A 21226-nucleotide genomic window follows, 5' to 3' on the forward strand; every position below is an offset into this window, starting at 1 on the left:
GATATGAATGCTTCTAGACAGGCGGGTTTCTCGCTGGTGGAAATCCTGGTGGTGCTGGTCATCATGGGCCTGTTAATCAGTGTGGTAGCACCCACGGTGCTCAATCAAGCGGACGACGCCCGAGTGCAGAAAGTCCACGCAGATTTCAAGTCGATCGAAACGGCGCTGAAGATTTACCGGCTGGATAACTACGTATATCCAACCACAGAGCAGGGCCTGGACGCATTGGTTGAGGCCAGTACGCTGGACCCGGAACCGCGCAACTTCAAAAAGGGCGGCTATCTGTCCGAAGTCCCTCTGGACCCCTGGGGTCGCCCCTATCTGTATCTGAGCCCCGGTGAAAATGGCGAGGTGGATATCTACTCGCTGGGCGCTGATGGTCTTTCCGGAGGGGAGGGCCAGAACGCCGATGTGGGCAACTGGAAAGCTGAAGAGTAAATCTCATGAGTCACCCGTTTCGGCGGACGTCACAGCGAGGCTTCAGCCTGCTGGAATTGCTGGTGACTCTATTCGTGGTAGTGCTGGTGACATCCCTGGTGACACTCAACGTCGGCGGTGGTGCCGGCGATTATGAGTTAGAGGGGCAGGTCGACGAGCTCCTTGATACGGCCACCTATGCACTGGATGAGGCACAATTTCTCGGCTGGGACTTCGGCCTGTTGATTGTGCGAGAGTACAGTCGTGACCCTTCTTATACGCTGCAATGGCTGGAGCGAGGCCCCGATCGATGGAGCGCTCCCCGCAGCGGCAAAGACGTTTTTGCAGAGCTTGAGCTCCCACCCGGCGTTGAATTGGAGTTGGAACTTGATGGTGTGCTCCTGCAACAAGATGTATTTTCCCCTCGCGAAGAGCTGCCCGAACCGCAAATCGTATTTTACTCAAGCGGCGAAACTGCACCGGGTAACCTGGTCATTCGTGCGAGTGATACTGGCGACTTGCTGTGGCGAGTGGAGTGGGACCTGCTGGGGAATTTTCGCGCCTTGCATCGTGGTGAAGAATCGGAGTTTGACGAATCATGAGGTCGCCGGCGACCAAGGGTTTTACCCTGGTTGAGGTCATGGTCGCGCTCGCGATCGTTGCCCTGGCCCTGCCGGCTTTGCTGGTGGCCCTGTCGAGCCAGATCGACGCCACTGGCTATCTGCGGGACAAGTCTCTGGCACATGTTGTGGCGGAAAATAAACTGGCTGAGTTGCGCCTGCTGTCGCGGGTAAGACAAGAACTGTTCAAGGGCAAGGAAAGCGGCTCGGAAGAGATGGCTGGTCGCGAGTGGTACTGGTGGCTGGAGAGTGCCGCTACCGAAGTGCCGGACTTTTATCGTGTGGAAATTGATGTCGCGTTGGATCAGGGTGACGCGGAGGAACCGTTGTATACGCTGGTTGCGTTCCTGAGCGGAGACCTGGCCTCACTGCAGGACGACACAGAGGAGCAGCCCGGTGGATAGCGCGCGTGGCTTCACTCTGATCGAGGTGCTGATCGCACTGGCGATTACGGCGTTCGTCTCCACGATTGCCTATAGCAGCCTGTCCACAGTGATGCTCGGAGCAGAGGCCAATGAGAGGGCGGCCAAGCGGGGTTACGAGATAAACCGGGCCTGGATGATACTCAGTCGTGACATCGACCACTTTGTAGAGCGACCTGTGCGGGACGAGTTCGGTGAGTGGGAGTCCGCGCTGATCGGCGGCCCGGCAGCACGGTTCCAATTGAGTTTCAGTCGCGGCGGCTGGCACAACCCGACCGGCGTAGCGCGCAGTGAAGTGCAGCGGGTCAACTACCGGGTTGAAGACGGTGTGCTGTGGCGCGATTCCTATCCGGTGCTTGACCGAGCTGACGACACCCAGCCCCAGCAGGTGAAGTTGCTGGAGGGGGTGGAGTCCATGAATCTGTTCTTTTTGGAGTCCGCCGCCGCTTTGCAGGCCAGCACGCGTGGCACTGAAGTCGAAACCCGTGACTGGCCTGAGAGCTGGATTGCCGATCCTTCCAGTCCCGGAAGTTTGATTGAGCCGCCGCTGGCGCTGGAAGTCCAGCTGGCGCTTGAAGATTGGGGTGAGATGAGGAGGCTGTATGTATTGCCGCCGCTCTAGTCTGCCGCAACAGCGTGGAGCCGCCCTGGTGTTGGCGCTATTGGTATTTGCCCTGTGCAGTGTATTGATTGTCGCGATGACCCGCGATTTCAACCGGGTTTACCAGCAGGGTTCGAACGCCCTGGTGATGGCCCAGTCCAGGGCCTATCTACTGGGTGCAGAGGGGCTTGCGAGCCTGGCCCTGCTGGCGGATGACGATGCCGATCGCAAGGCGGAACTTAATCGCGATGATCTCGGCGAGATCTGGGCGCGGGAAGCGCAACCTTATCCACTGGAAGAAGGCGGTTGGCTGGTCGGGGAACTGGAAGATTTACAGGGGCGTTTTAACCTCAATGCCCTGGCTGAACGTGCTCCTGAGTCCGAGGGGCGCCGGCAGCTGACGCCTGCGCAGAAACAGTTCGTGCGATTGTTGCGGGCGCTTGGAGATGCTGGGCTCGGTGAGATTGAAGCGATCGCGCTGACCCAGGCTATCGGCGACTGGCTCGATAGTGACAACAGTGTTCGGCCGGACGGTGCCGAAGACGATTATTACTATGGCCTCACACCGTCTTATCGCGCCGGCAACAGGCCGATGGTCAGCGTGAGTGAATTGCGCGCTGTCAGTGGAGTGACGCCGGAGCTCTATCTTGCGCTGGCGCCATGGGTGACGGTATGGCCCACTAAGCCAGTGCTGTTGAATATTCACACGGCACCGGGCATGGTGCTGCGTTCGCTTGGCCCGGATGACAGCCTCGAGCCGCTCAGTGAGTTTGATGCCGAGAGTATTGTGCAGTACCGCGCTGAAAACGGCTTTGCCGACAAGGAAGATTTTTTCTCTCATCCGGCTGTGGCGGACCGGGCGGAGTCGATGACCGAGGTGAGGGGGTATGTCGGTGAAGATTCGTCGTGGTTCTTACTGCGTGCGACGGTGGAAGTTGCCGACCGACACACGCAAATGTACAGTGTGCTTGAGCGCACCAACCGCCAGATCAGTGTGATGATGAGATCCAGTGGCGGCTTGTAGTGCCGCCCAATCCCGGGAGTAGGAACCACCTTGCAGAACACAGCAATAATCCGCCGGATCGACGGCGAGCTTGCCTGGTACCCGCCGGGGGCCAGCGCGGGTGCGCATAGCCTTCATCTGGAGGCTGAACAGCTCGCATTGCGCGCAGCCATATCAGAGAGCCGCATCGTGCCCATATTCGCGGTACCGGGGGGAGACGTTCGCCTGTTGAGCCTGACCATCACGGCTCCTGAAAAGCGTCACTTCAGCAAGTCACTGCCGTTTACTCTGGAAGAGGAACTGGCAGTTGATGTCGATGAATTGCATTTTGCCAGCTGTGAGGTCGCGCCGCTGGAATACGCCGTAGCGGTCAGCAGCACTGAGCACATGCGCGAATACGCCAACTCATTGGCTTCATTGCCTGAAATTGGTCAGTGGATTCCTGAACCATTGTTGCTTCCGTGGCAGGAAGGCGAGTGGTGTCTGGTGTTGGAGGCGGGAGTTGCGATTGTGCGCACCGGTGCCTGTGACGGCTTTGCCATCGAGCGAGAGATGCTGCCTGCGTTCCTTGCTGCCGCGCAGGCCGATAATGGTGAGCCCGATGCTGTCATTGTGTACGGTGAGCAGCAAGACGAGGACATCGCTCTGCTGCCGGAGTCACTGCGGGGGCGCGCACAATGGCGCAGGGGCGACTTTTATTCTGCCATGATGCTGGCAGAACAACCGAACCCGGCGCTCAATCTGCGCCAGGGAGAGTATGCAAGGCGCCTGCCTCTTGCGCGTTGGTGGCGTCAGGCCAAAGTGGCCGCGGTGTTATTTGCTGTCGGCCTGGCCTTGCACATGGTGGCAACCGGTTTTGACTACCGCCAGCTAAAAGAGCAAAACCTTGCGCTGCGCGGTGCCCGCGAAGCCAGTTTCCGTCAGGTGTTTCCCCGCGGCGCGATATCCGATGTCGAGAAGCAGCTGCGCAACCAGTTGGGTGCGCTTAGTGGGACAGGGGCCGCGAGTGGCTTTGCCAGTCTGATGGAGCGCGTCGGCAAAGTTGTGAGTACGAGTAAGGGCACGAATATTGTCAGTATCAATTACAACGCCAAGGCCGATGAAATGCGCCTGAATATTCTCGCTGCAAATTACGGTGAAGTGGAACGGGTGCGCGAAGGTATTAACGGTGCAGGCCTCGAGGCCACCATGGAGAATTCCAGTGCCCAGGGCGAACGAGTTAGAGCGCGCCTGAGAGTGAGGGATCGGTCGTGAAGGAGTGGTACGAGAGCCTCACGCAAAGGGAGCAGCTCAGTCTGGTTTTGCTGGGATTGGCGCTGGCACTCTATTTTGTATACGCCTTGGCGGTTGCTCCGATTGCAAGCGCCCGAGATGAAATGGCGCGTCAGAACGAGGCATTGGCGGCCTCGCTGCAGCGGGTGGATGTGATGGCTTCGCAGGTTTTACAACTGCGTGAATCCGGTGCGGGCCAGGGCAACCGGCGTAATCTCACCACGGTGATCAACCGATCGACGGCAGCGCTCGGCTTGCAGGTAACCCGGCTTCAGCCGAATTCTCGAGGCGAGGTGCAGGTGCGTATGGAGGCGGTAGCCTTTGATCAGTTGTTATCCTGGTTGCACCAGATGGAGTATCGCGAAGGCCTGTCTGTTCAGGAGGCGTCCATTACGCCTGGTGGCGGCAGCGGTCGTGTTAATGCCACCGTTCGGCTGGCACAGGCGGGATAAACAGTGAGTCGTTTAAAAATTGGGCTGATCGCAGTCCTGTTTCTGGTGTTGTGTCTTGTTGTTCTGGCGCCGGCGCGTCTGGTGTTGCTGTTTGTGCCCGCCGGGCAGGCCGAGCTTCAGGGTGTGAGCGGTAGCCTCTGGCATGGCGCAGCCAGCCGAGCCATTGTGCGTACGGATGCAGGAATGTTTCATCTCGGCGAGCTGGAGTGGAAACTGAAACCCTGGTCGCTGCTGTTGTTGGCGCCGCGCGTCGAACTTTCGAGCAGTTGGGGGCAGCAGCATTTGAACGCCTTGCTCACGGTGCATGGCAGCAAAGACATCGATCTGGCAGCTTTGGATGCACAGGTACCTGCAGAGTTGGTGAAACACTTCCTGCCGCTCCAGCTTACCGGTCTGGTTTCCCTGCAAGCGCCGCAGATTGAGATCCGCGATGGTTTAGTGACTGGGGCTCAGGGGCGTCTGGTATGGCAGCAGGGTGGTTGGCAAGCTGGAGGTGCCCCCCGGTCTTTGGGCGACTATGCGCTTGAATTTAACCAGCTGGAAGATGGCACTCTGGCCGGTGAAGTCATTACCCTGGCAGGCGAGCTGCAGGCCGAGGGCGATCTTGGCCTGAGAGGGCGGGAATACACCGTGGATGTCTTGCTCAGTGGCCCGGGGCTGGCTGATCCAATGCTGGAGCAGTCCTTGCAGTTAGTGGCCACCCCTGAGGGCGGCAATTACCGGGTCAAACTGCAGGGCACGATGTAAGCTGCAGGGCGTTTCCTCAGGCGTGGTTTACTTGCTTGAGCCGCAGGTTTGGCCACTGAATCTACGAGTTCTTATAATCGTGACCTCTTGTAAATAATGGATCTTCAAGGAGAATTTCTGAATGAGCGATAGCGACTACAAAAAGTATGAATGCGTGATCTGCGGCTTTATTTACGACGAAGCTGAGGGTTTGCCCGATGACGGCATCGCCCCGGGCACCAGATTCGAAGATATTCCCGAGGATTGGGAGTGCCCTGATTGCGGGATTTCCAAGGCTGATTTCGACCTCTACGAGGAGTAAAAGCCACGCGAATCCGGTAGAATCTCGGCATATTTTTTCCGGATTCCATGTATGTCTGTAATTGCCGACCGTCTCTCCGCAGTTCGTGTGCTGATGCGCGAACGCGGCTACGATGCCCTGATCATCCCCAGGGCCGATGAGTACCTGGGGGAGTACCTCCCCGAACATAACGAAAGAATGCTGTGGGTTTCCGGATTTACCGGGTCTGCGGGTGCCATCGTGGTGCTTGCAGAGAGCGCGGCCATTTTTGTTGACGGCCGATATACCGTTCAGGTTCGTAACGAAGTAGACCCTGACCTGTTCGCCTATCACCACTTGATAGACGAACCACCCATAGCCTGGTTGTGTGCGGCCCTGCCTGCCGGTAGTTCCGTCGCCTGCGATCCGCGTCTGCACACCCTGGCCTGGTTTCGCCAGAGCGGTGCAGCTTTAGCCTCTGCCGATCTTGAGCTCGCCGCGGATAGCGACAATCTTATTGACCGTTGCTGGGACGACCGTCCCGAGCCCCGAGTGAGCCCGGCGGTGCTGCTCGGCGAAGACTATACCGGCGCGAGCAGTGTACAAAAACGCGGCAATATCGCTGAGGCGATAGTGGCTAAGGGTGCCGATGCTGCCCTGATCTTCGCCCCGGATTCAGTGAGTTGGCTGTTGAATGTTCGCGGCACGGATATTCCATGTTTGCCCATCCTGCAAAGTTTCGCCCTGTTGCGGGCTGACGGGAAGTGTACTGTCTTTGTCGATGCCGGGCGGTTGCCCGAGGGCCTGAAAGAGCATATCGGGCCGGGAGTTGAATTCCTGCCGGAGAGCGAAGCAGAAGCCTCGCTGCTGGCATGTCGCGGACAGCGCGTACTGGCAGATCCAAACAGTGCTAACGCCTGGACTCAGCTCTGCCTGGAGCGCGGCGGAGCGGAACTGGTCGCTGCCGAAGACCCTGTGCTGATGCCCAAGGCGAGCAAGAATGACGTCGAGATAGAAGGCGCGCGCCAGGCACATTTACGTGATGCTGTGGCTGAAGTCCGGTTCTTGCACTGGCTCGATGAGGAGGTGGCTGCAGGTAATATGCACGACGAGGCTACCCTGGCAGACAAGTTGGGAAGTTTGCGCGAAGAGGGCGAGCACTATCGCGGCCCGTCTTTCGACACGATTTCTGCCGCCGGTGGCAATGCCGCTATGTGCCATTACAATCACCAGAATGTCGAGCAGCCCGGTTCACTGAGTGAGAACTCGGTATACCTGGTGGACAGCGGTGGTCAATACACCGATGGCACCACCGATATTACCCGCACTGTCGCTATTGGTGATCCGGGCGCGGAAATTCGCCGCATGTTCACTCTGGTGCTAAAAGGGCATATCGCTCTGGACCAGGCTCGTTTTCCGCGCGGTACTACCGGTTCCCAGCTTGACGTCCTCGCGCGCCAGTTCCTGTGGCGTGAGGGTTGCGACTTTGATCACGGCACGGGCCACGGTGTCGGCGCTTACCTGAGCGTGCACGAGGGCCCCCAGCGCATTGCCAAGGCGCACAATCCCTTCCCCTTGCAGCCTGGCATGATCTTGAGCAATGAGCCTGGATACTACCGCGATAACGAATATGGTATTCGCTGCGAAAACCTCGTCGTTGTGCAGCCGGTGAGCGAGGATACAGAAACTCCCATGTTGGGGTTTGAGGCGCTGACCATGGTGCCTTTCGATCGACGCCTGATCGACGTGGCGTTGATGACGGCGGAAGAGTTGGCCTGGCTCAACGATTATCACCAGCAGGTCCACGCGGCGATCGCTCCCCGCCTCGAAGGGGCGGTGCTGGATTGGCTCAATAACGCCACGGCCGCCATCGCTGCCTGAAGCTTCTATCCCTTTGTAAGGCACAGGGCGTGTGTGTAGACTGCGCCCAATAACAAGAAATTTGGAGAAAACACCATGGCTGCAGCCGGCGGCGCGCATTGGTCATCGAGATTTGCATTTCTAATGGCTTCGGTCGGCTTTGCCGTCGGCCTCGGAAATATCTGGCGTTTCCCCTATGTAGCGGGCGAGAACGGTGGATCTGCCTTTGTTCTTATCTACCTGGCCTGTGCCTTTGGCATTGGTGTACCTATTCTGATGTCCGAGTTGATGATTGGCCGGCGCGGGCAGGGTAATCCAGTGACAGCCATGGCGAATGTGGCGGTTGAAAGCAAGCGCCCGCGGGTCTGGAGCGGGGTAGGTGGCCTGGGACTGCTGGCCGCTTATGTGATCGAGATAATCTACGCAGGTATCGTCGGCTGGGTGCTGTGGTACCTGTATAAGGCGGTGACAACTGGCTTTATCGACGTCACCGCTATCTCGGCACAGGCCGAGTTCGAGAGCGTTCTGGCAGATACCACGGGCATGCTGTTCTGGACCCTTGTTGGCTTGGCTATTACTGGCCTGATTATTTATTCGGGCCTGCAGGGGGGGATTGAGCGGGCCGTCAGAGTCATGATGCCGTTGATGTTTCTGCTCTTACTGGGTTTGGCTATCTACAATGTGTTCGCTGGTGGCTTTGGAGAGGCGATCGCCTGGTTGTTCACGCCTGACTTCAGCAGAGTCGATGGTGAAACAGTTCTGGCGGCCATTGGTCAGGCATTTTTCTCTATTGGTGTAGCGATGGGAGGCATGATGACTTATGGCTCCTATCTGCCGCGCTCGATATCCATTTCCCAGTCGGTCTTCATTATTGTGATTGCAGATACGGGTGTCGCTCTTCTGGCGGGGCTCGTGATTTTTCCAGCCGTGTTTGCCAATGGCCTCGATCCCGCTGGCGGCCCCGGGCTTATTTTCCAGACACTGCCCGTTGCCTTTGCCCAGATGCCGGGCGGCTACCTGTTCGGTGTATTATTCTTCTTGATGTTGTCGGTGGCCGGAATAACGTCGATGGTTGGCTTGTTGGAGACGGTCAACCATTGGCTGGAAGAGCGCTACAGTATTCCGCGCCACAAGACTGCAATAATTTCTGTTGGATCTATCGCGTTTTTCTGCGTGTTCAGCTTGCTCTCATACAACGTGCTTAAAGACGTTGGTATCGCCGGAGTGAATTTCAATGCGTTCCTGGAGTATCTCTACGAGAACATTCTGCTGCCTGTGGGCGGGCTGTTGATCGCAATTTTCGCCGGTTGGGGAATGAAGCGGGAGTTCAGTCGGGAGGAGTTCACTACCCTCGGGCCGAGAGGGCATGCTATCTGGTATTTCCTGATTCGATTCGTGGTGCCGCCAGCACTTCTGATTATTATTATCAGAGGCGTGACAGAGTAGAATTCGCGTTACAGCACAGGGGCAAATAGCCTTGCTGTAGCCATTGCTACTGTGAACCAGGCGGGCTTGTCCATACACTCTTCCAGGCTGACCTGGCGGCAACGCTCCAGGTCGGTGTTCAGCATTGCTTCTACTTCCCGGGCGAAAAATACATCGTGCACCAACAGGGTGATTTCGAAGTTCAGCCGGAAAGAGCGGTTGTCGAAGTTTGCCGTGCCCACGCCCGCGAGGCGATCATCCATCAGTAGCACTTTCTGGTGCATAAACCCGCCCTGATAGCGGTAAACCTTTACCCCGACGGCTAGCAACTCGCGAGTAAATGACCAGTTGGCCATCGCAACCATCGGGCCATCAGGTTCGTCGGGGATCAGGATCCTAACGTCGACACCGCGCAGGGCTGCCAGCTGCAGTGCCGAAATAATCCCCCGGTCTGGTACGAAGTAGGGGCTGGCGATCCAGATGCGTTGCTGGGCAGCGACAATCGTCTGGTGAAACATCAGCCCGGCTTCTTCGTACTCGCTGGCTGGATCAGAGGGGAACACGAGAACGGTACTGTCGCCTTCAGCTTCGCTGTTGAGGTCCCAGCTGATGTTCAAGTCTTCGCCTTTGGCCCAAAGCCAGTCGGTCGCGAACGCCTGCTCTGCACCGATCACAGACGGCCCCTGAAAACGCACGTGAGTGTCGCGCCAATGTCCGATTTTTTTGTCGCGCCCCAGGTATTCGTCACCGACATTGTGGCCACCCACCCAGGCCTCGCGGCCGTCCACCACTACGACTTTGCGATGGTTGCGAAAGTTGAGCTGGAAGCGGTTGCGGCGACCCTGTGTTGTATTGAATGGCGCAACGTTCACCCCGCTCATGTGCAGCTGTTTGCAGAGCCTGGAGCGCTGAAACTTGCGGCTGCCTATTTCGTCGTATATCACGTAGACCGCTACACCAGCGCGGGCCTTGTCCGCCAGTATGCGGCCGAGTTCGCGACCGAGATTGTCGTCTCGCATGATGTAAAACTGGAACAGGATATAGTTCTGCGCTGCTTCAAGACCGCGGCGAATGTCGTCGAACGTCGCCTCGCCATCAATCAGTAGATCAACCTGGTTGCCGCGTGTGGCGGGCATTCGGGCGAGGTTGAACAAGCTGGTGTACATGGGAGAATCGTTGCCAATAGGCACAACGAACTCCTGGATATTACTGTTGGTGCGGTGGATCAGTGCTTGTGACTCGCGCTCCATATGGTCGCGTTTTTCAAGGTATCCTGCGAAGCGGTTGCGGCCAAGAATGAGGTATAGCGGCAGAGCGATAACGGAAAAGCTAAGGAGGGAAATTGCCCAGGCGATGGCGCCCTGAGGTGTTCGTGCTTGCAGGATTGCTTCCACGGCTGCCGCAATCGCCGCCAAATAAAACAGTGCTACGGCGATTGCAATCGTGGTGGTAACCCAGCTCGCGTCCATGGCTACTCCAGCAGGCTGTTCCGGAGAGCCTGGATGTCTTTATCCGTCAGACCAAGCCCCTCGGATGTATAGTTTTCAAAGCTACCCCAGCGTTCGTCTATTTCATCGAACGCCGCCTCAAGCCATTCGGTTTCGACGCCGAGCAGAGTGGCCACCTTGTCTGCAGTTTCGTCACCTTTGGCGATTCGTAACAGCCTCAGTGTGCCGCGCCGTGCTTCGAGTGCGTATTGCTTGCTCAGCATATAGTCTTCCATCACCGTTTGCATTGGCACTCCCAGTAGGCGCAGCAGAATTGCAGCGGCATAGCCAGTGCGGTCCTTGCCGGCGCTGCAGTGCCAGGCCACCGCACTATCGCCGCTATCGATGACTTCGCCAATAAACTGGCTGAATTGAGGCGTAAATGTGTAGGCGAATTGGCGGTTGGCGTCGATCATGAAAGCGTTGGGATCGAAGTCGGCCATGTCTCCACTTTCAATGCGCTGCATGATTTCATCACCGACATTATTGTCGCCGCCGTCCATGGTCGGGATCTCGACAATGGCGAAGGGTGGTAAATCGGAGAATTGATTGGGTTCTTCTTCTTTCTCAGGAGCCGAGCGAAAGTCAATGATCTTGGCCAGACCGAGTTCGGCCAGAACCTGTTGGTCTGCGCGGCTCGTCTCGTGAAAATTGGCTGATCGATAGAGTTTGCCCCAGCGCACTGTGCGACCGTCCTCGCTGCGATATCCGCCGAGGTCGCGGAAGTTGTGAATGCCCTCGAAATTCAAAACCCGATGTGCGGCGCGTTGCTCAGGCGGCAATTGGGATGGCACGATCACCGCTGGAGAGGGCGCGAACTGGATTATCGCGAAGGCCACCAGCAGCACAGCGAATGCGCCCCATAAGAACTTTTTCTTCAAGCGAACTCCTGTCAGATGTGTGTTTAGCCAGAGGATAGCACCGTGCCGGTGGCGCCTTCTAGTCGAGCTCGGCTATCTCAGTATCGATGATTTCCCCTATACTGCCGAGCATGTCAGGAACAAAAACAACAATGATTGCGCTCAGGACGGTGCTGGTCGCTATCTCAAGAGAGAGTGGCCAGGTACTGGCATGTGAAGGTGAGGGTCCATTTTCGCCCGCTGGAATGGAGGGGCGAGATTGGCGCGATGCCCTCGGTATTCCGCCTGATTGTACTGCGTCTATCGCTCAGGCAATTGATGCGGGCGTGGCTGCACCACTCCCGCCAATCATTGTCGGTAGTGGCGGCGAGCGTGAATGTGTCATGGGCGGTATGGTTGTCCCGGAACGCCTGGCTGGTGAACCTGCGGTGGTTTTATTTCTTCGTCAGTTAGACCTGGATCACGAATTACTGAATCTCGAAGCTGTCACGGGCGATGACATTGTTGCCGTGCTCGGTATCGACCAGCTGGAGTTCAGCCCCAGTTGGGGGGCGGTAGAAACGGAAAGGCTGATGATGGATTTGCGCGGTGGCTTGCAACAAGTGCTGCGAGAAGGAGACTGGATCGGGCTCCCTGCGGGTGCAACACTCACGTTGGTATTGCGCTCGCTTGCACCCGAGGCGGCGCTGGACATCTGTCGTGCGCTACTGTCACACCTGCATCAACGCCTGGACCAAATGCGTTCCGGCGCGAGTACTGCTCGCGCCAGCATCGGGCTCGCTCAACTGCGAGCGGAGCAGGGCGCCCTCGATGCCTTGGTGGCCGCCAATGGTGCTTTGCTACACGCTCAGGCTACTGGCGATGAACGTATTCGATTTGCCAGTCCCTGGGACCAGCAGGGGCAGGCCGCTCGCGCGTTCAATAGCACCGGCGCTTTTCCGGACCGCTTCAGGGATGAAGACGCAGAGTTGTTCCTGCGCAGGTTGGTGGGAATGCGGGTTGAGTCAATGTCTGCCCAGGAAGCTGTCGCCAGGGTACTTGCCCTGTCAGTCAGTCAGCGAGGTCTGCATATCGCGGCGTTGGCGCAGTGGGATTTGACCGGCAAATTGGGTGTGACCGCCGCCTATCGCCAGGATGCCAGGGGCGCCGCCGAAGTTGCACCCTCCCGGCTGCCATTAGAGGTGCGTCGCGCCCTGCGCGGTGTTGGTGCTGCCCAGTTGCAGGGGCGAGACATATTCGAATTACCGGAGCATGGTGTCGCATTGCTGGCCTTGCGTGGCACTGCCCAACCCTGGGGTTGTATGGTTCTAAGTTGGGAGCCTGACAGCCGCGATAGTTTCCGACCTTCGCCCGCTGCACTGCAATATCTCGGTGCCACGCTGGGTGGCAAGCTGGGGCCTGCTTCCGGGACCATTGCCGTGAAAGAAGAGCAGCCACTGGCGCGCGAGATGGAGAAGGGCATTGAGGGCTATGTCCTCGACAATATGGAAGGCGCCATCGATCAGGCGGTGTTCCTGGCCAGTGTAGACATGCCGATCGCGGTTGTGGGAGCCCGGGGTACCGGCAAGATGTATGTTGCCCAGGTGATCAATACCGAAGCTGGAGGGGCTTCTGCTGATATTGTCCGTCTCGATTGCCGCGCCTATCGCAGTCGCGTGGAGGCAATTCGCAGCTTGACCCAGGAACTCGAACAGGGGGCGAACAAGACGCTCGTATTCAAGTCGCCCCACCTCATGCATGCCGAAACCCAGGCCCGACTGGCGCGTATGCTCGCCACTCGGACCCTGTCGGATGAGCAGGGCAGTCGGTACCTGCCACCGGCCCGATATATCGCCTTGTTCCCGGAAAGTCTCGAGCGACTGGTGGCGCGTGGTGAATTGGATGAACGCCTGGCCGGGGTGTTCGCGGGGTACCCCATACAGGTGCCGCCGCTTCGAGATCGGGGCCGGGCGGTATTGCGTTGGGCGCACAAGATTCTCGAGCAGGAGGCCACCCAGGTTGACCGCCGGGTGCTGGGCTTCACTGCAGACGCGGAGCAGGCCCTGCAGCAGTACAACTGGCCTGGCAACATCAGTGAGATGCGAGATATGGTGCGCGAGGCATTGGGGCGCACAGAAAAGGAGTGGGTGACGCCTGTAGATCTGGGTATTTTCGCGGGTATCAGTGCCGACGGTAGTTCTGTGACAGCGTCGCCGAAACCTTTTCTGGAGGTGCTGCAGGAGGAGCCCGCAGCGGAAACCGCTGAATACGTTCCGTCGGCACTCGAGGAATTGCGGGCTGCACTGGCCCAGGCACTCGCCAGTAGCCTTGAGCATGGCGTCATTCGCCCGCTTGGGGCGTGGCTCGACGATGAAATCGTGCTTGCGTCGTTGGAGCGCTTCGGTGGCGATTCTCGCGGCGCGGCGCAGTTTATGCAGACCCGTACCCGCAATATTGGGCGCTGGATGCCAAAAATAGAGAGTCGTGAGCAAGAGCGCGGTGCCAGCTTAATGTGGCAAGAGGTGCGCAGCCTCGTACGCCAGTGGGTTCTTGGGGCCGCGGCCGGTGAGCAGGCGCCCCAGCAGATTGCCGAGGAAATGTTGCTGGCCCTGGTGCTGCAACAGTGCGAGGAGATCAGTGTGGCTGACCGGGCCCGCATCATGGGTGTGTCTACTCCCACCTACCAGAAACGTCTGAAACAGATTTTGCAGGAAGCGTAGCCATGGCAGAGCAATCAACCGCAGACCAGGTCCGTCGGTCAGCACACGAGCGATCGCCGGAAGAGTTGGCCGGCCAGTTTCGGCAGCTGGCCGAGGAAAATTTGCCCGCTCGTCTCGGGTTTTCCGCCCGCTTGAATATGCTCTGGGATCTCGCCGGGGTGGTGCCTCCCCAGACGGAGGGGCGGGTCCTGGCGGTGCTGGGGATTAACAGCGAGTGGCGCGAAAGCGAAGTACGGAAGTGGCTACAAAAGGATGTGCTCCCGCCGCCGCTGGATTTAAGAAATATGGTTTCTTTTCTGCTGGCGCAGATGGACGAGGTGCAGGATGTCAGCCGATGGGAGGCTTTCCTTGTCTATGGCTCGCCCGTGGTTTCTTCGCCGGTGAACGCCAGCATGTACCGTCAGGACCAGGCCCGGCGCGAAATCGCCTCACTGATCTTTGCTCAGTTGACCGATGAGTATGGGATTCCGCCGTCTGCTTACGACGCTGACAAGGCGTTTCAGCGCTGCCTCACGCTGATGCACAAGTTCAATATCTATGAATTGCAGGATTTCCAGCCCGGTCATTTGGAGCCGTTTCGCAATTACATGTTCCCCGTCGAATAGCGGTCCATCTACTGCTGGCTTGCGCAACCCTGATCCACAACATATTGTGTTCCGACAAGGCGGGGCGCCGGATGTGGAGTGGGTCACAGAAACAGTGCCTTTCTGGAGAAAACCACAGATTTTTGTTGCTGGGAATAATCCCAATCCCAATACTGTAGCGACAACCCATGTATGTGACTCACAGTAAAGATAAAGCTGAGGGCGAGAATGAGCGAACAAACTGAAGAAATGGACATCACTGGCGTGAAAATCGCCATCGTGGATGACGCCAAAACCATCAGGATGATGATGTCCCACACCCTCAAGGGGATGGGCTGCGAGGTGGAATCTGCGGAGGACGGCTATAAGGCGCTGGGAATGCTGCGCCGCTTCAAGCCGGACCTGATCTTCCTTGATATCACCATGCCGGAACTGGATGGTTATCAGACCTGTACCCTGATCCGCAACGCTGAGGCCACCCGGGATACCCCGGTAGTCATGCTGTCCTCATCTGACGGAATTTTCGATATTGCCAAGGGCCAGGCGCGTGGCGCCACCGCCCACGTGACCAAGATTCCCCCGGAGAGCGTGTTGCGCCGGTTGATCTACACCCACACCAAACAGCGCAAAATCGCCTCAGTGTAACGACCTGAAGCCCGCGTAAAGCAAAATAAGAAATGATAAGCGGGCGACATCCCGCAAAGACAGGAATACCGGAGGTTTGGTAGTGGCGAGCAAAACTGACATCGTAGCCCTCAAGTGGGTGGTCGGCCTGATGAACAAGCAGGCTGAGAATGCTGAGGCGTCCCTCGTCGAGTTCAGCAATGATCCGTCGAACAAACGACCCCTGCTGCAGTGCATGTGGGCTGTCCACCAGGTCACCTCAACGCTGCGAGCCCTGGGCATGCGCAAAGGGGAGATGCTGACGCTGGAAATGGAGCGCAGCCTCAACTACCTGTACAAAGACAAAGTGACTGGCGAGCGCCGCAAGCTGACCATGGGCGGCCTGATGCAGGCGCTGAAGGTGCTCCCTGCCTACCTGGCTCACGCTCAGAATGCCCGCGCCGACTCCGGCCAGGGTCTGGAGCAACATGTCAACGATCTGCGCCGTTGGCTCGGTGAGCGGCCTCGGCCCCCAGCTTATTTTTTCCATATGGAGATCCCCGAGGGTGCAGGCATCACGCCCGGTGGCCAGCCTGCCGCCGATGAGGAGATTCGCGAGCGCGCGAATGTCATGCTGGCTCTCTATCTCGAAATGGCCAAGATGGCCCTTCGCCGCAAGAACGTAAAAGAGAGCATGAAAACAGTGGCGAGAATATCGCGCCGCATGCAGACGCTGTTCTCCGGTACTGAACCCGAGCGTTTTTGGCTCACCATGATCGGTATTTGTGAGGGCGTCGCCGGTGGCCTGATTGTGCCGGACGAATGTATAGCCCAGATCTTCAAGACCGGTGCGTTCACGATCAAGTATGCCCGTGAGAACGGGGCGGCTGTCGATCCCAATATGGATTATGAGGCCACCCTCCAGCAAATGTTGTATTACATCGCGGCCTGCAAAGCGCGCCCCGTGCATATTGGTCGAATCCGCGGCACCTTCGGTATTGATGAAAATACCCTGGGCGACGCCGGGGGCAATCTGATTCACGCAGATGCGCTGGTGACAGCGCTGAGCTCGGCCCTGGATCAGCTCAATACAGTTGTCGATCACCTGAATACCCACGATCTGGCCGAGGAGGCCAAGCGCGGCGGCGAGCGTGAACTGGACAGCACTGCACTGGTAGGTATTGAGGCGACTCAGTACCGCCTGGAAGCGGCCGGCCAGATGGCCCATGCGGATTCTCTGCGCGGTGTTCAGAGCCGTCTCGAGAAGCTTTATCGCGGGGATTTCAACGACTCTCCCGAGCAGCTTTCCCAGGCGATCAGCGATATTATTCGCGGCATTGTCGACGTCAAACTGGATATCGAACACAAGTTGGAGCACGGTCTGGGCAGTTCCTTTTCCAGCCGAGAATTTGAGCTGCGTGAGAGCGTTGTAGCTGCGACCTTCAACCATATGGGTCTGGTTGAAAACTACATGCACCAGATTCTGCGCCGTAAAGAACTGGCCAGTGCACTCGCCCGGAAACCCAAGGATGCCGAGTCACTGATGCGGCTCACAGTGGCGCTCAATCGTCACCTGAATAAAACTGACCAGGGTTATGAAGCGCTCCGTGAATCGGTGCGTCAGGCCGACGCCGACGAAGCCAACGTCGACGAACTGTTCAGGCTGTCGAAAGAATTCCTCAATGAGCAGGAAACCCTGCCCGATCGCAAGGCGATCGATCTCTCGCTGGAATTGCTCGATGAAATCGCGGGCGCGCTGGGCTTTGCCGGGATGGAAGAGGAAGCCAGCATTATCGACCATTGCTCTGGTTGGTTGCGAGCTGCGAGCAAGGCGGGTGAGGTGCGTGAGGACGACGCTTTCCGCTGCTTCGCCGAGGCGTTTGCGCAGCTTGAACTGCATCTGCAGCGCTCCGTCATAGACCCACTGGATGATACTGGGCACATGCTGTCCATTGCCCAGCAGCGGGCTGAGGAGCTCGAAGAATTCGCCGCCAAACTCTCCTCGGGCGCCGAGGTTGTCGATGGCAACTGGTCTGAGCCGAAGAACTATGTCGAAGACGGTGAAATTCCCCCCGAATTCCGCGAGGTGTTTATCGAGGAGTCGGAAGAAATCGTTGGTGAAATTTCCACACTGACGCCCAAGTGGCTGGAAAATCTGGACGACAAGGAACTGCTCCGCGAAATTCGCCGCCATTTCCATACCTTCAAGGGCAATGGTCGCGCGGTGGGTGCAAATATTCTCGGCGAGCTGGGTTGGGCGGTGCAGGACATGCTTGACCGTGTGCTGGACGGCGACCTGGAAGTCGGCGAAAGCCTCAAATTGCTCATGGACGATGTTGTGAATGAGCTACCGGCACTCGTGGCCTCCTACAAGGACGGCACGAGCTTTGACGTTACCCGAACACGCGAGTTGACGGATCGTTGCTTCCGTATGGCCAGCGGCGCCGGGGAAGACCTGGCGGGTGCACTGCCTCAAATTGACGACCAGGCAGCGGGAAGTAGCTCCGATGCATCGGTCTCCGAGCCTCTGGGCCACTGAGTCGCCCGCGGCGCGGAAGGAGAAGCATCGTGCAGACTGATAATGACAATGGCACTTCGCAGGAAGTGACGGACGGCCTGGATAGTACCCAGGAGTCAATGGTCCACTGGCTGATGGACGAGCTGGACAAGGACGAGCCAAGCGAGAAGTTGTTTGTCGTCGATCGCCAGGCCCCGGTGGATATGTCGCTCAGCGCCTTTGAAGCCGAGATTGCCGCGAGGCCCATGCAGCGTGGCCGCGATGGCGCTGACTCGTTTGATGCCTATGTTGGTGAGGAAGTGGTTATGTCCTCCGACTCCGCCAGCGGAGACATCTATCAGGACAGCCCGAGTGCCGATCTCAGCGAAGATTTGAACATCGAAGAGGTGATGGCCCTCGATTTCTCCCGTGATGAAGAGCTGGGGGTTTTCGAGGGTAAAATCGACGTCGCGGATGGCGACGATATCCTGGGTCTTGAAGAAGATGACGACATTGGTGAGACCTATCTGACGGTCAAGCGTGTCAAGAAGGGCGTCGAGGCGGAGGTTGCCCAGCCCGCACCGGTTGCTCCTGTGCAGGAAGCACCACCTGAAGAGCCTGCCCCCGTTGCAGCCGAGGCTGCAATCGATACCCAATCTGATAGCGTCGAAGACTATATTGCGGCCAACCCTGCGCCCAGCGATGATGAGGAATTCGACGACTACCTCGTGGCTGGAGCTGATCTTGAAGAGACAGATAGCGATATCGGCGGTTTGGAACTGGTCGCACAGGAATCCATTGTCGATGTAACGCCGGACGAGCCGGTGGACCTGCCGGAAGAGATCCAGGAGGTCGCGGCAGCGGCGGGCGAGAACATTCTATCCGCGGTGACGCCGCTGATCGGCCCGCTGATGGAAGAATTGAATGGCTTGCTCGCGACTCGCCTGAGCGCCATGGGTCGCCCGGCGGACGCTGTTTATGCCGATTTCTCCCTGGCCAGTGATGAGGCCAGCACCAACATGGCCCGCAGTCAGGATTACGCGCCGGTCATGGAAGTATTCACAGAGATACCCTCCAGCCTTGCTGAGTTGAGCGAGACACAACGCAAAGCGGTATTCCTGCGCCTTTGCTGGATGGATAGCGGTGATATCTGCAACAACCTGTTCCGTGAGAACACGGACAAAGGCGTAATCGAGATGGATGTTCCGCCTGTGCTGCGCGCGGTGGACAACACAGTCTTCGACGAGGGCATCCTCGACGAGGATCTCGATGCTGATCTGGCACCCAGTGGCTGGGAGCCTGGCAAAGAAGACACGGATATCGATGCACTGTTTGGCGAATTCGATGGCGCCGATAGCGTTGAGCTTGCCGACGAGACAACGGAAACACTCGACAAGGTGGCCGCGTCACCCGCTGTCGAAAGCGCACCTGCGCCACAGCCGCCGGCTGCTGCACCTGCAGCACCCCTGGTTGCTCAGGATACGTCCTGGTGCGTCCCCGCAGATCTCCCTTTCAGTCGCGCTGTGCCGGAAGGCGGCAGCGTGCTGGAAAACTTCCTCGATGCTTTCGTCGAGGAGGGCACTATCGAAGTCGAGAAGTTGGGCGAAACTTTCGAGGCATGGGAACTATCTCCTGCGGATGCCGATATCCACAAGGAAATCGCCCGTGCACTGCACACCTTGAAGGGTATATCCAAGGGTATCGGGCTGTTGGGCTTCGGCACGCTTATAGAGAACTTCGAAGTTCTGTTTGGGGGGCTGCCAAAGCCCGAGGCGAAGGAAGAGAAGAACTATTTCCGGATCATGCATGCCTGGCGTGAAGCCGCGGTTCAGGGCGTCGCTGCAATAAAGGCAAACCGATGCGATATCGGCAGCGTGATTCCGTATGTCGAAGCACCGGCGGATTACATCGCAGCCGAGCCCATAGTGGCGGTCGCTACACCGGATCAGGCTGTTCCAGTCGAGGAAACACTAGACGAGCCGTTGGCGGAAGCTGCGCCTCAGGCGGCAGAAGTGGACGCCGAGAATCTGGACAGTTTGCGAAGCCTGGCCGGACAGGAGCAGGCGCTACGGGCCCACAGCAGCGACATCTTCACCGAAATTCAGGCCAAACTATCCGCTGTTCGCGGGCTGGTGGCCGATATCGAGAACACCGCCCTACAGGGTGAATTGGACGGCCTGGCAGTGCTAATTGAGCGCGCCAGTAACAACAACGCAGAGGCGGAAGCATTGCTCGAGAAACAATCAGAAGCGGTTATGTCGTTGGGCGGGCAGACGCCCGGAGCCCCAGATAGCGAGGTCGTAGCGGGTACTGAGCCTGCATCAGCGGCGGAACAAGCGCAAGCTGCCCCCGCGCCGCGTGAGGTGGAAGACGGTGTGTTTGCGCTGGTCGTAGATGACTCAAGAACTCAGCGAATGGTGGCGACCAGTCAGCTGGGCACGATAGGGGTTGAGACTGAGACAGCTGAAAACGGCGCGGTGGCGATCGATTGGCTCAATACCACTGATCGCCTTCCGAACATTATATTGCTGGACGTGGAAATGCCGGTCAAAGATGGCATTCAGACCATGCGCGAAATTCGCGAATCCAGCCGCTTCGGCCACGTTCCAGTCATCATGGTGACCTCGCGTACCGGCATCAAGCATCGGACCCTCGCTGAAGAGGCCGGGTGCAATGGCTATATGGGCAAACCCTTCAACTTCCGCATGCTGGTGAGCCAGATTAGCGAATTGACCGGTCAGCACCTCGAGATCGACGGATAACGGTCCCCCGGCCTTCAAAGGAGCACACGTGCAATTGCAACTGGACAAGTTGGTGGAAAGTATCGAGCTCGCCTTTGGTGAGGAGCTTCCCTTTGTGACAGGCCCTATTACGGAGGACCAGAGGGCTGCTTTGCAGCAGGTATTTGGCGATGCGGGTTACCAGAGTTATCTGCAGGACCAGGTGAATCGTCAGATCGTCAGGGATTACCTGACCAATGCCGTGGTGCTGGGCTTTATCACTGAGGCTGATGTGGTCGCTCTGGAAGGTAAGCTAGACAGTGCTGAATTGCGCTCGGCGATGTCTCTGCACATGCTGATGAACTCCATAGAGCAGGCTGACGACCTGCTCGCTCAGGGTGTCCCTGAGCCTCTTCAGGCACTAGAACCCGACCAAAAGTCCCCCCCGCACATGCACTTGATCAGCAGCTGACTCGAAAACTAGTCAAAAAATTGGCATTTTGATTCAAGTTTTGGGTAAAAAGCAGCCGATCTGTGTAAAAAAATGGCCAACAAATACCGTTTTTGGCAAATTTAGCGAAAATCTGGCCAAATTACCGTTGCCCCCATTCCCCTTCCTCACATATAACTATTAGGCATGCTGCAAGGGAGCAGCATCGTGCGGGCTTATACCCGTTAAGACCAACGGAATGGATAAA

The 21226-nt window shown here is 57.9% G+C and carries 19 protein-coding genes; 17 read left to right on the forward strand and 2 right to left on the reverse strand.

All coding sequences use genetic code 11. The features are described 5' to 3' along the window. Positions 1-3 precede the first annotated feature (3 nt). The 11 genes from gspG (at position 4) to EY643_RS04860 (ending at position 9099) form a co-directional block, all read left to right on the forward strand. A complete protein-coding gene (gene gspG, locus EY643_RS04810; protein WP_152661125.1) occupies positions 4-438 on the forward strand; it encodes a type II secretion system major pseudopilin GspG in 435 nt (144 codons plus the stop codon). A gap of 5 nt (positions 439-443) precedes the next feature. Continuing rightward, positions 444-1019, forward strand: coding sequence for a prepilin-type N-terminal cleavage/methylation domain-containing protein (locus tag EY643_RS04815; protein WP_152661126.1), 576 nt, complete (start codon positions 444-446; stop codon positions 1017-1019). Continuing rightward, a complete protein-coding gene (gene gspI, locus EY643_RS04820; protein WP_152661127.1) occupies positions 1016-1441 on the forward strand; it encodes a type II secretion system minor pseudopilin GspI in 426 nt (141 codons plus the stop codon). Before EY643_RS04815 ends, gspI begins: the two co-directional genes overlap by 4 nt. After that, entirely contained in the window at positions 1434-2081 is a 648-nt protein-coding gene (gspJ, locus tag EY643_RS04825) for a type II secretion system minor pseudopilin GspJ (RefSeq protein ID WP_152661128.1), read from the forward strand. Before gspI ends, gspJ begins: the two co-directional genes overlap by 8 nt. Continuing rightward, the gene (gspK, locus tag EY643_RS04830; protein ID WP_170287281.1) at positions 2062-3084 is read left to right on the forward strand and encodes a type II secretion system minor pseudopilin GspK; all 1023 of its coding nucleotides are present in this window, start codon (positions 2062-2064) and stop codon (positions 3082-3084) included. Before gspJ ends, gspK begins: the two co-directional genes overlap by 20 nt. A 30-nt stretch (positions 3085-3114) precedes the next feature. After that, on the forward strand, positions 3115-4317 hold the full coding sequence (gene gspL, locus EY643_RS04835) for a type II secretion system protein GspL (RefSeq protein WP_152661129.1): 1203 nt from the start codon (positions 3115-3117) through the stop codon (positions 4315-4317). Continuing rightward, on the forward strand, positions 4314-4787 hold the full coding sequence (gspM, locus tag EY643_RS04840; RefSeq protein ID WP_152661130.1) for a type II secretion system protein GspM: 474 nt from the start codon (positions 4314-4316) through the stop codon (positions 4785-4787). The genes gspL and gspM overlap by 4 nt, the downstream gene beginning before the upstream one ends. Positions 4788-4790: 3 nt before the next feature. Continuing rightward, complete coding sequence (gene gspN / locus EY643_RS04845; protein WP_152661131.1) at positions 4791-5534, forward strand: type II secretion system protein N; 744 nt, start codon at positions 4791-4793, stop codon at positions 5532-5534. Between the two features lie 121 nt (positions 5535-5655). Then, positions 5656-5835: a rubredoxin gene (locus tag EY643_RS04850; RefSeq protein ID WP_066050367.1), complete on the forward strand. Its 180-nt coding sequence runs from the start codon at positions 5656-5658 to the stop codon at positions 5833-5835. A gap of 51 nt (positions 5836-5886) precedes the next feature. Beyond that, positions 5887-7674: an aminopeptidase P family protein gene (locus EY643_RS04855; RefSeq protein WP_152661132.1), complete on the forward strand. Its 1788-nt coding sequence runs from the start codon at positions 5887-5889 to the stop codon at positions 7672-7674. A 75-nt stretch (positions 7675-7749) separates the two neighbouring features. Beyond that, positions 7750-9099 carry a sodium-dependent transporter gene (locus tag EY643_RS04860; protein WP_152661133.1) on the forward strand — a complete coding sequence of 450 codons (1350 nt, stop codon included), beginning with the start codon at positions 7750-7752 and terminating at the stop codon, positions 9097-9099. 8 nt (positions 9100-9107) lie between these two features. Here EY643_RS04860 and cls read toward each other — a convergent pair whose 3' ends face one another. Next, entirely contained in the window at positions 9108-10547 is a 1440-nt protein-coding gene (gene cls, locus EY643_RS04865) for a cardiolipin synthase (protein WP_152661134.1), read from the reverse strand. Positions 10548-10549: 2 nt separating this feature from the next. Then, the gene (locus EY643_RS04870) at positions 10550-11446 is read right to left on the reverse strand and encodes a tyrosine-protein phosphatase (protein WP_170287282.1); all 897 of its coding nucleotides are present in this window, start codon (positions 11444-11446) and stop codon (positions 10550-10552) included. A gap of 131 nt (positions 11447-11577) precedes the next feature. Between EY643_RS04870 and EY643_RS04875 the strand changes: the two genes are divergently transcribed. The 6 genes from EY643_RS04875 to EY643_RS04900 all read left to right on the forward strand — a co-directional run bounded on the left by EY643_RS04875 (position 11578) and on the right by EY643_RS04900 (position 21000). Further along, a complete protein-coding gene (locus EY643_RS04875) occupies positions 11578-14124 on the forward strand; it encodes an AAA-type ATPase lid domain-containing protein (protein WP_170287283.1) in 2547 nt (848 codons plus the stop codon). 2 nt (positions 14125-14126) lie between these two features. Next, a complete protein-coding gene (locus EY643_RS04880; RefSeq protein WP_152661137.1) occupies positions 14127-14729 on the forward strand; it encodes a hypothetical protein in 603 nt (200 codons plus the stop codon). 207 nt (positions 14730-14936) lie between these two features. Next, positions 14937-15353: a response regulator gene (locus EY643_RS04885; RefSeq protein ID WP_152661138.1), complete on the forward strand. Its 417-nt coding sequence runs from the start codon at positions 14937-14939 to the stop codon at positions 15351-15353. 82 nt (positions 15354-15435) lie between these two features. Continuing rightward, positions 15436-17850 (forward strand): FimL-related protein, encoded by a 2415-nt coding sequence (locus EY643_RS04890; RefSeq protein ID WP_152661139.1) that lies wholly within the window; start codon positions 15436-15438, stop codon positions 17848-17850. A gap of 29 nt (positions 17851-17879) precedes the next feature. Further along, positions 17880-20570, forward strand: a complete 2691-nt coding sequence (locus EY643_RS04895; RefSeq protein WP_152661140.1) for an ATP-binding response regulator — start codon at positions 17880-17882, stop codon at positions 20568-20570. 28 nt (positions 20571-20598) lie between these two features. After that, positions 20599-21000 carry a hypothetical protein gene (locus EY643_RS04900; RefSeq protein ID WP_152661141.1) on the forward strand — a complete coding sequence of 134 codons (402 nt, stop codon included), beginning with the start codon at positions 20599-20601 and terminating at the stop codon, positions 20998-21000. The last annotated feature ends 226 nt before the right edge of the window (positions 21001-21226 follow it).

This window comes from Halioglobus maricola (assembly GCF_009388985.1).
GTDB classification, from domain to species: domain Bacteria; phylum Pseudomonadota; class Gammaproteobacteria; order Pseudomonadales; family Halieaceae; genus Halioglobus; species Halioglobus maricola.

What these genes read in the sequence shown, in the direction of transcription:
- EY643_RS04850 (WP_066050367.1), top strand. Translation starts at nt 5,656, where the DNA reads ATGAGCGATAGCGACTACAAAAAGTATGAATGCGTGATCTGCGGCTTT.
- EY643_RS04855 (WP_152661132.1), top strand. Translation starts at nt 5,887, where the DNA reads ATGTCTGTAATTGCCGACCGTCTCTCCGCAGTTCGTGTGCTGATGCGC.
- EY643_RS04860 (WP_152661133.1), top strand. Translation starts at nt 7,750, where the DNA reads ATGGCTGCAGCCGGCGGCGCGCATTGGTCATCGAGATTTGCATTTCTA.
- EY643_RS04880 (WP_152661137.1), top strand. Translation starts at nt 14,127, where the DNA reads ATGGCAGAGCAATCAACCGCAGACCAGGTCCGTCGGTCAGCACACGAG.
- EY643_RS04885 (WP_152661138.1), top strand. Translation starts at nt 14,937, where the DNA reads ATGAGCGAACAAACTGAAGAAATGGACATCACTGGCGTGAAAATCGCC.
- cls (WP_152661134.1), bottom strand. Translation starts at nt 10,547, where the DNA reads ATGGACGCGAGCTGGGTTACCACCACGATTGCAATCGCCGTAGCACTG.
- gspI (WP_152661127.1), top strand. Translation starts at nt 1,016, where the DNA reads ATGAGGTCGCCGGCGACCAAGGGTTTTACCCTGGTTGAGGTCATGGTC.
- gspK (WP_170287281.1), top strand. Translation starts at nt 2,062, where the DNA reads ATGTATTGCCGCCGCTCTAGTCTGCCGCAACAGCGTGGAGCCGCCCTG.
- EY643_RS04815 (WP_152661126.1), top strand. Translation starts at nt 444, where the DNA reads ATGAGTCACCCGTTTCGGCGGACGTCACAGCGAGGCTTCAGCCTGCTG.
- gspG (WP_152661125.1), top strand. Translation starts at nt 4, where the DNA reads ATGAATGCTTCTAGACAGGCGGGTTTCTCGCTGGTGGAAATCCTGGTG.
- EY643_RS04875 (WP_170287283.1), top strand. Translation starts at nt 11,578, where the DNA reads ATGATTGCGCTCAGGACGGTGCTGGTCGCTATCTCAAGAGAGAGTGGC.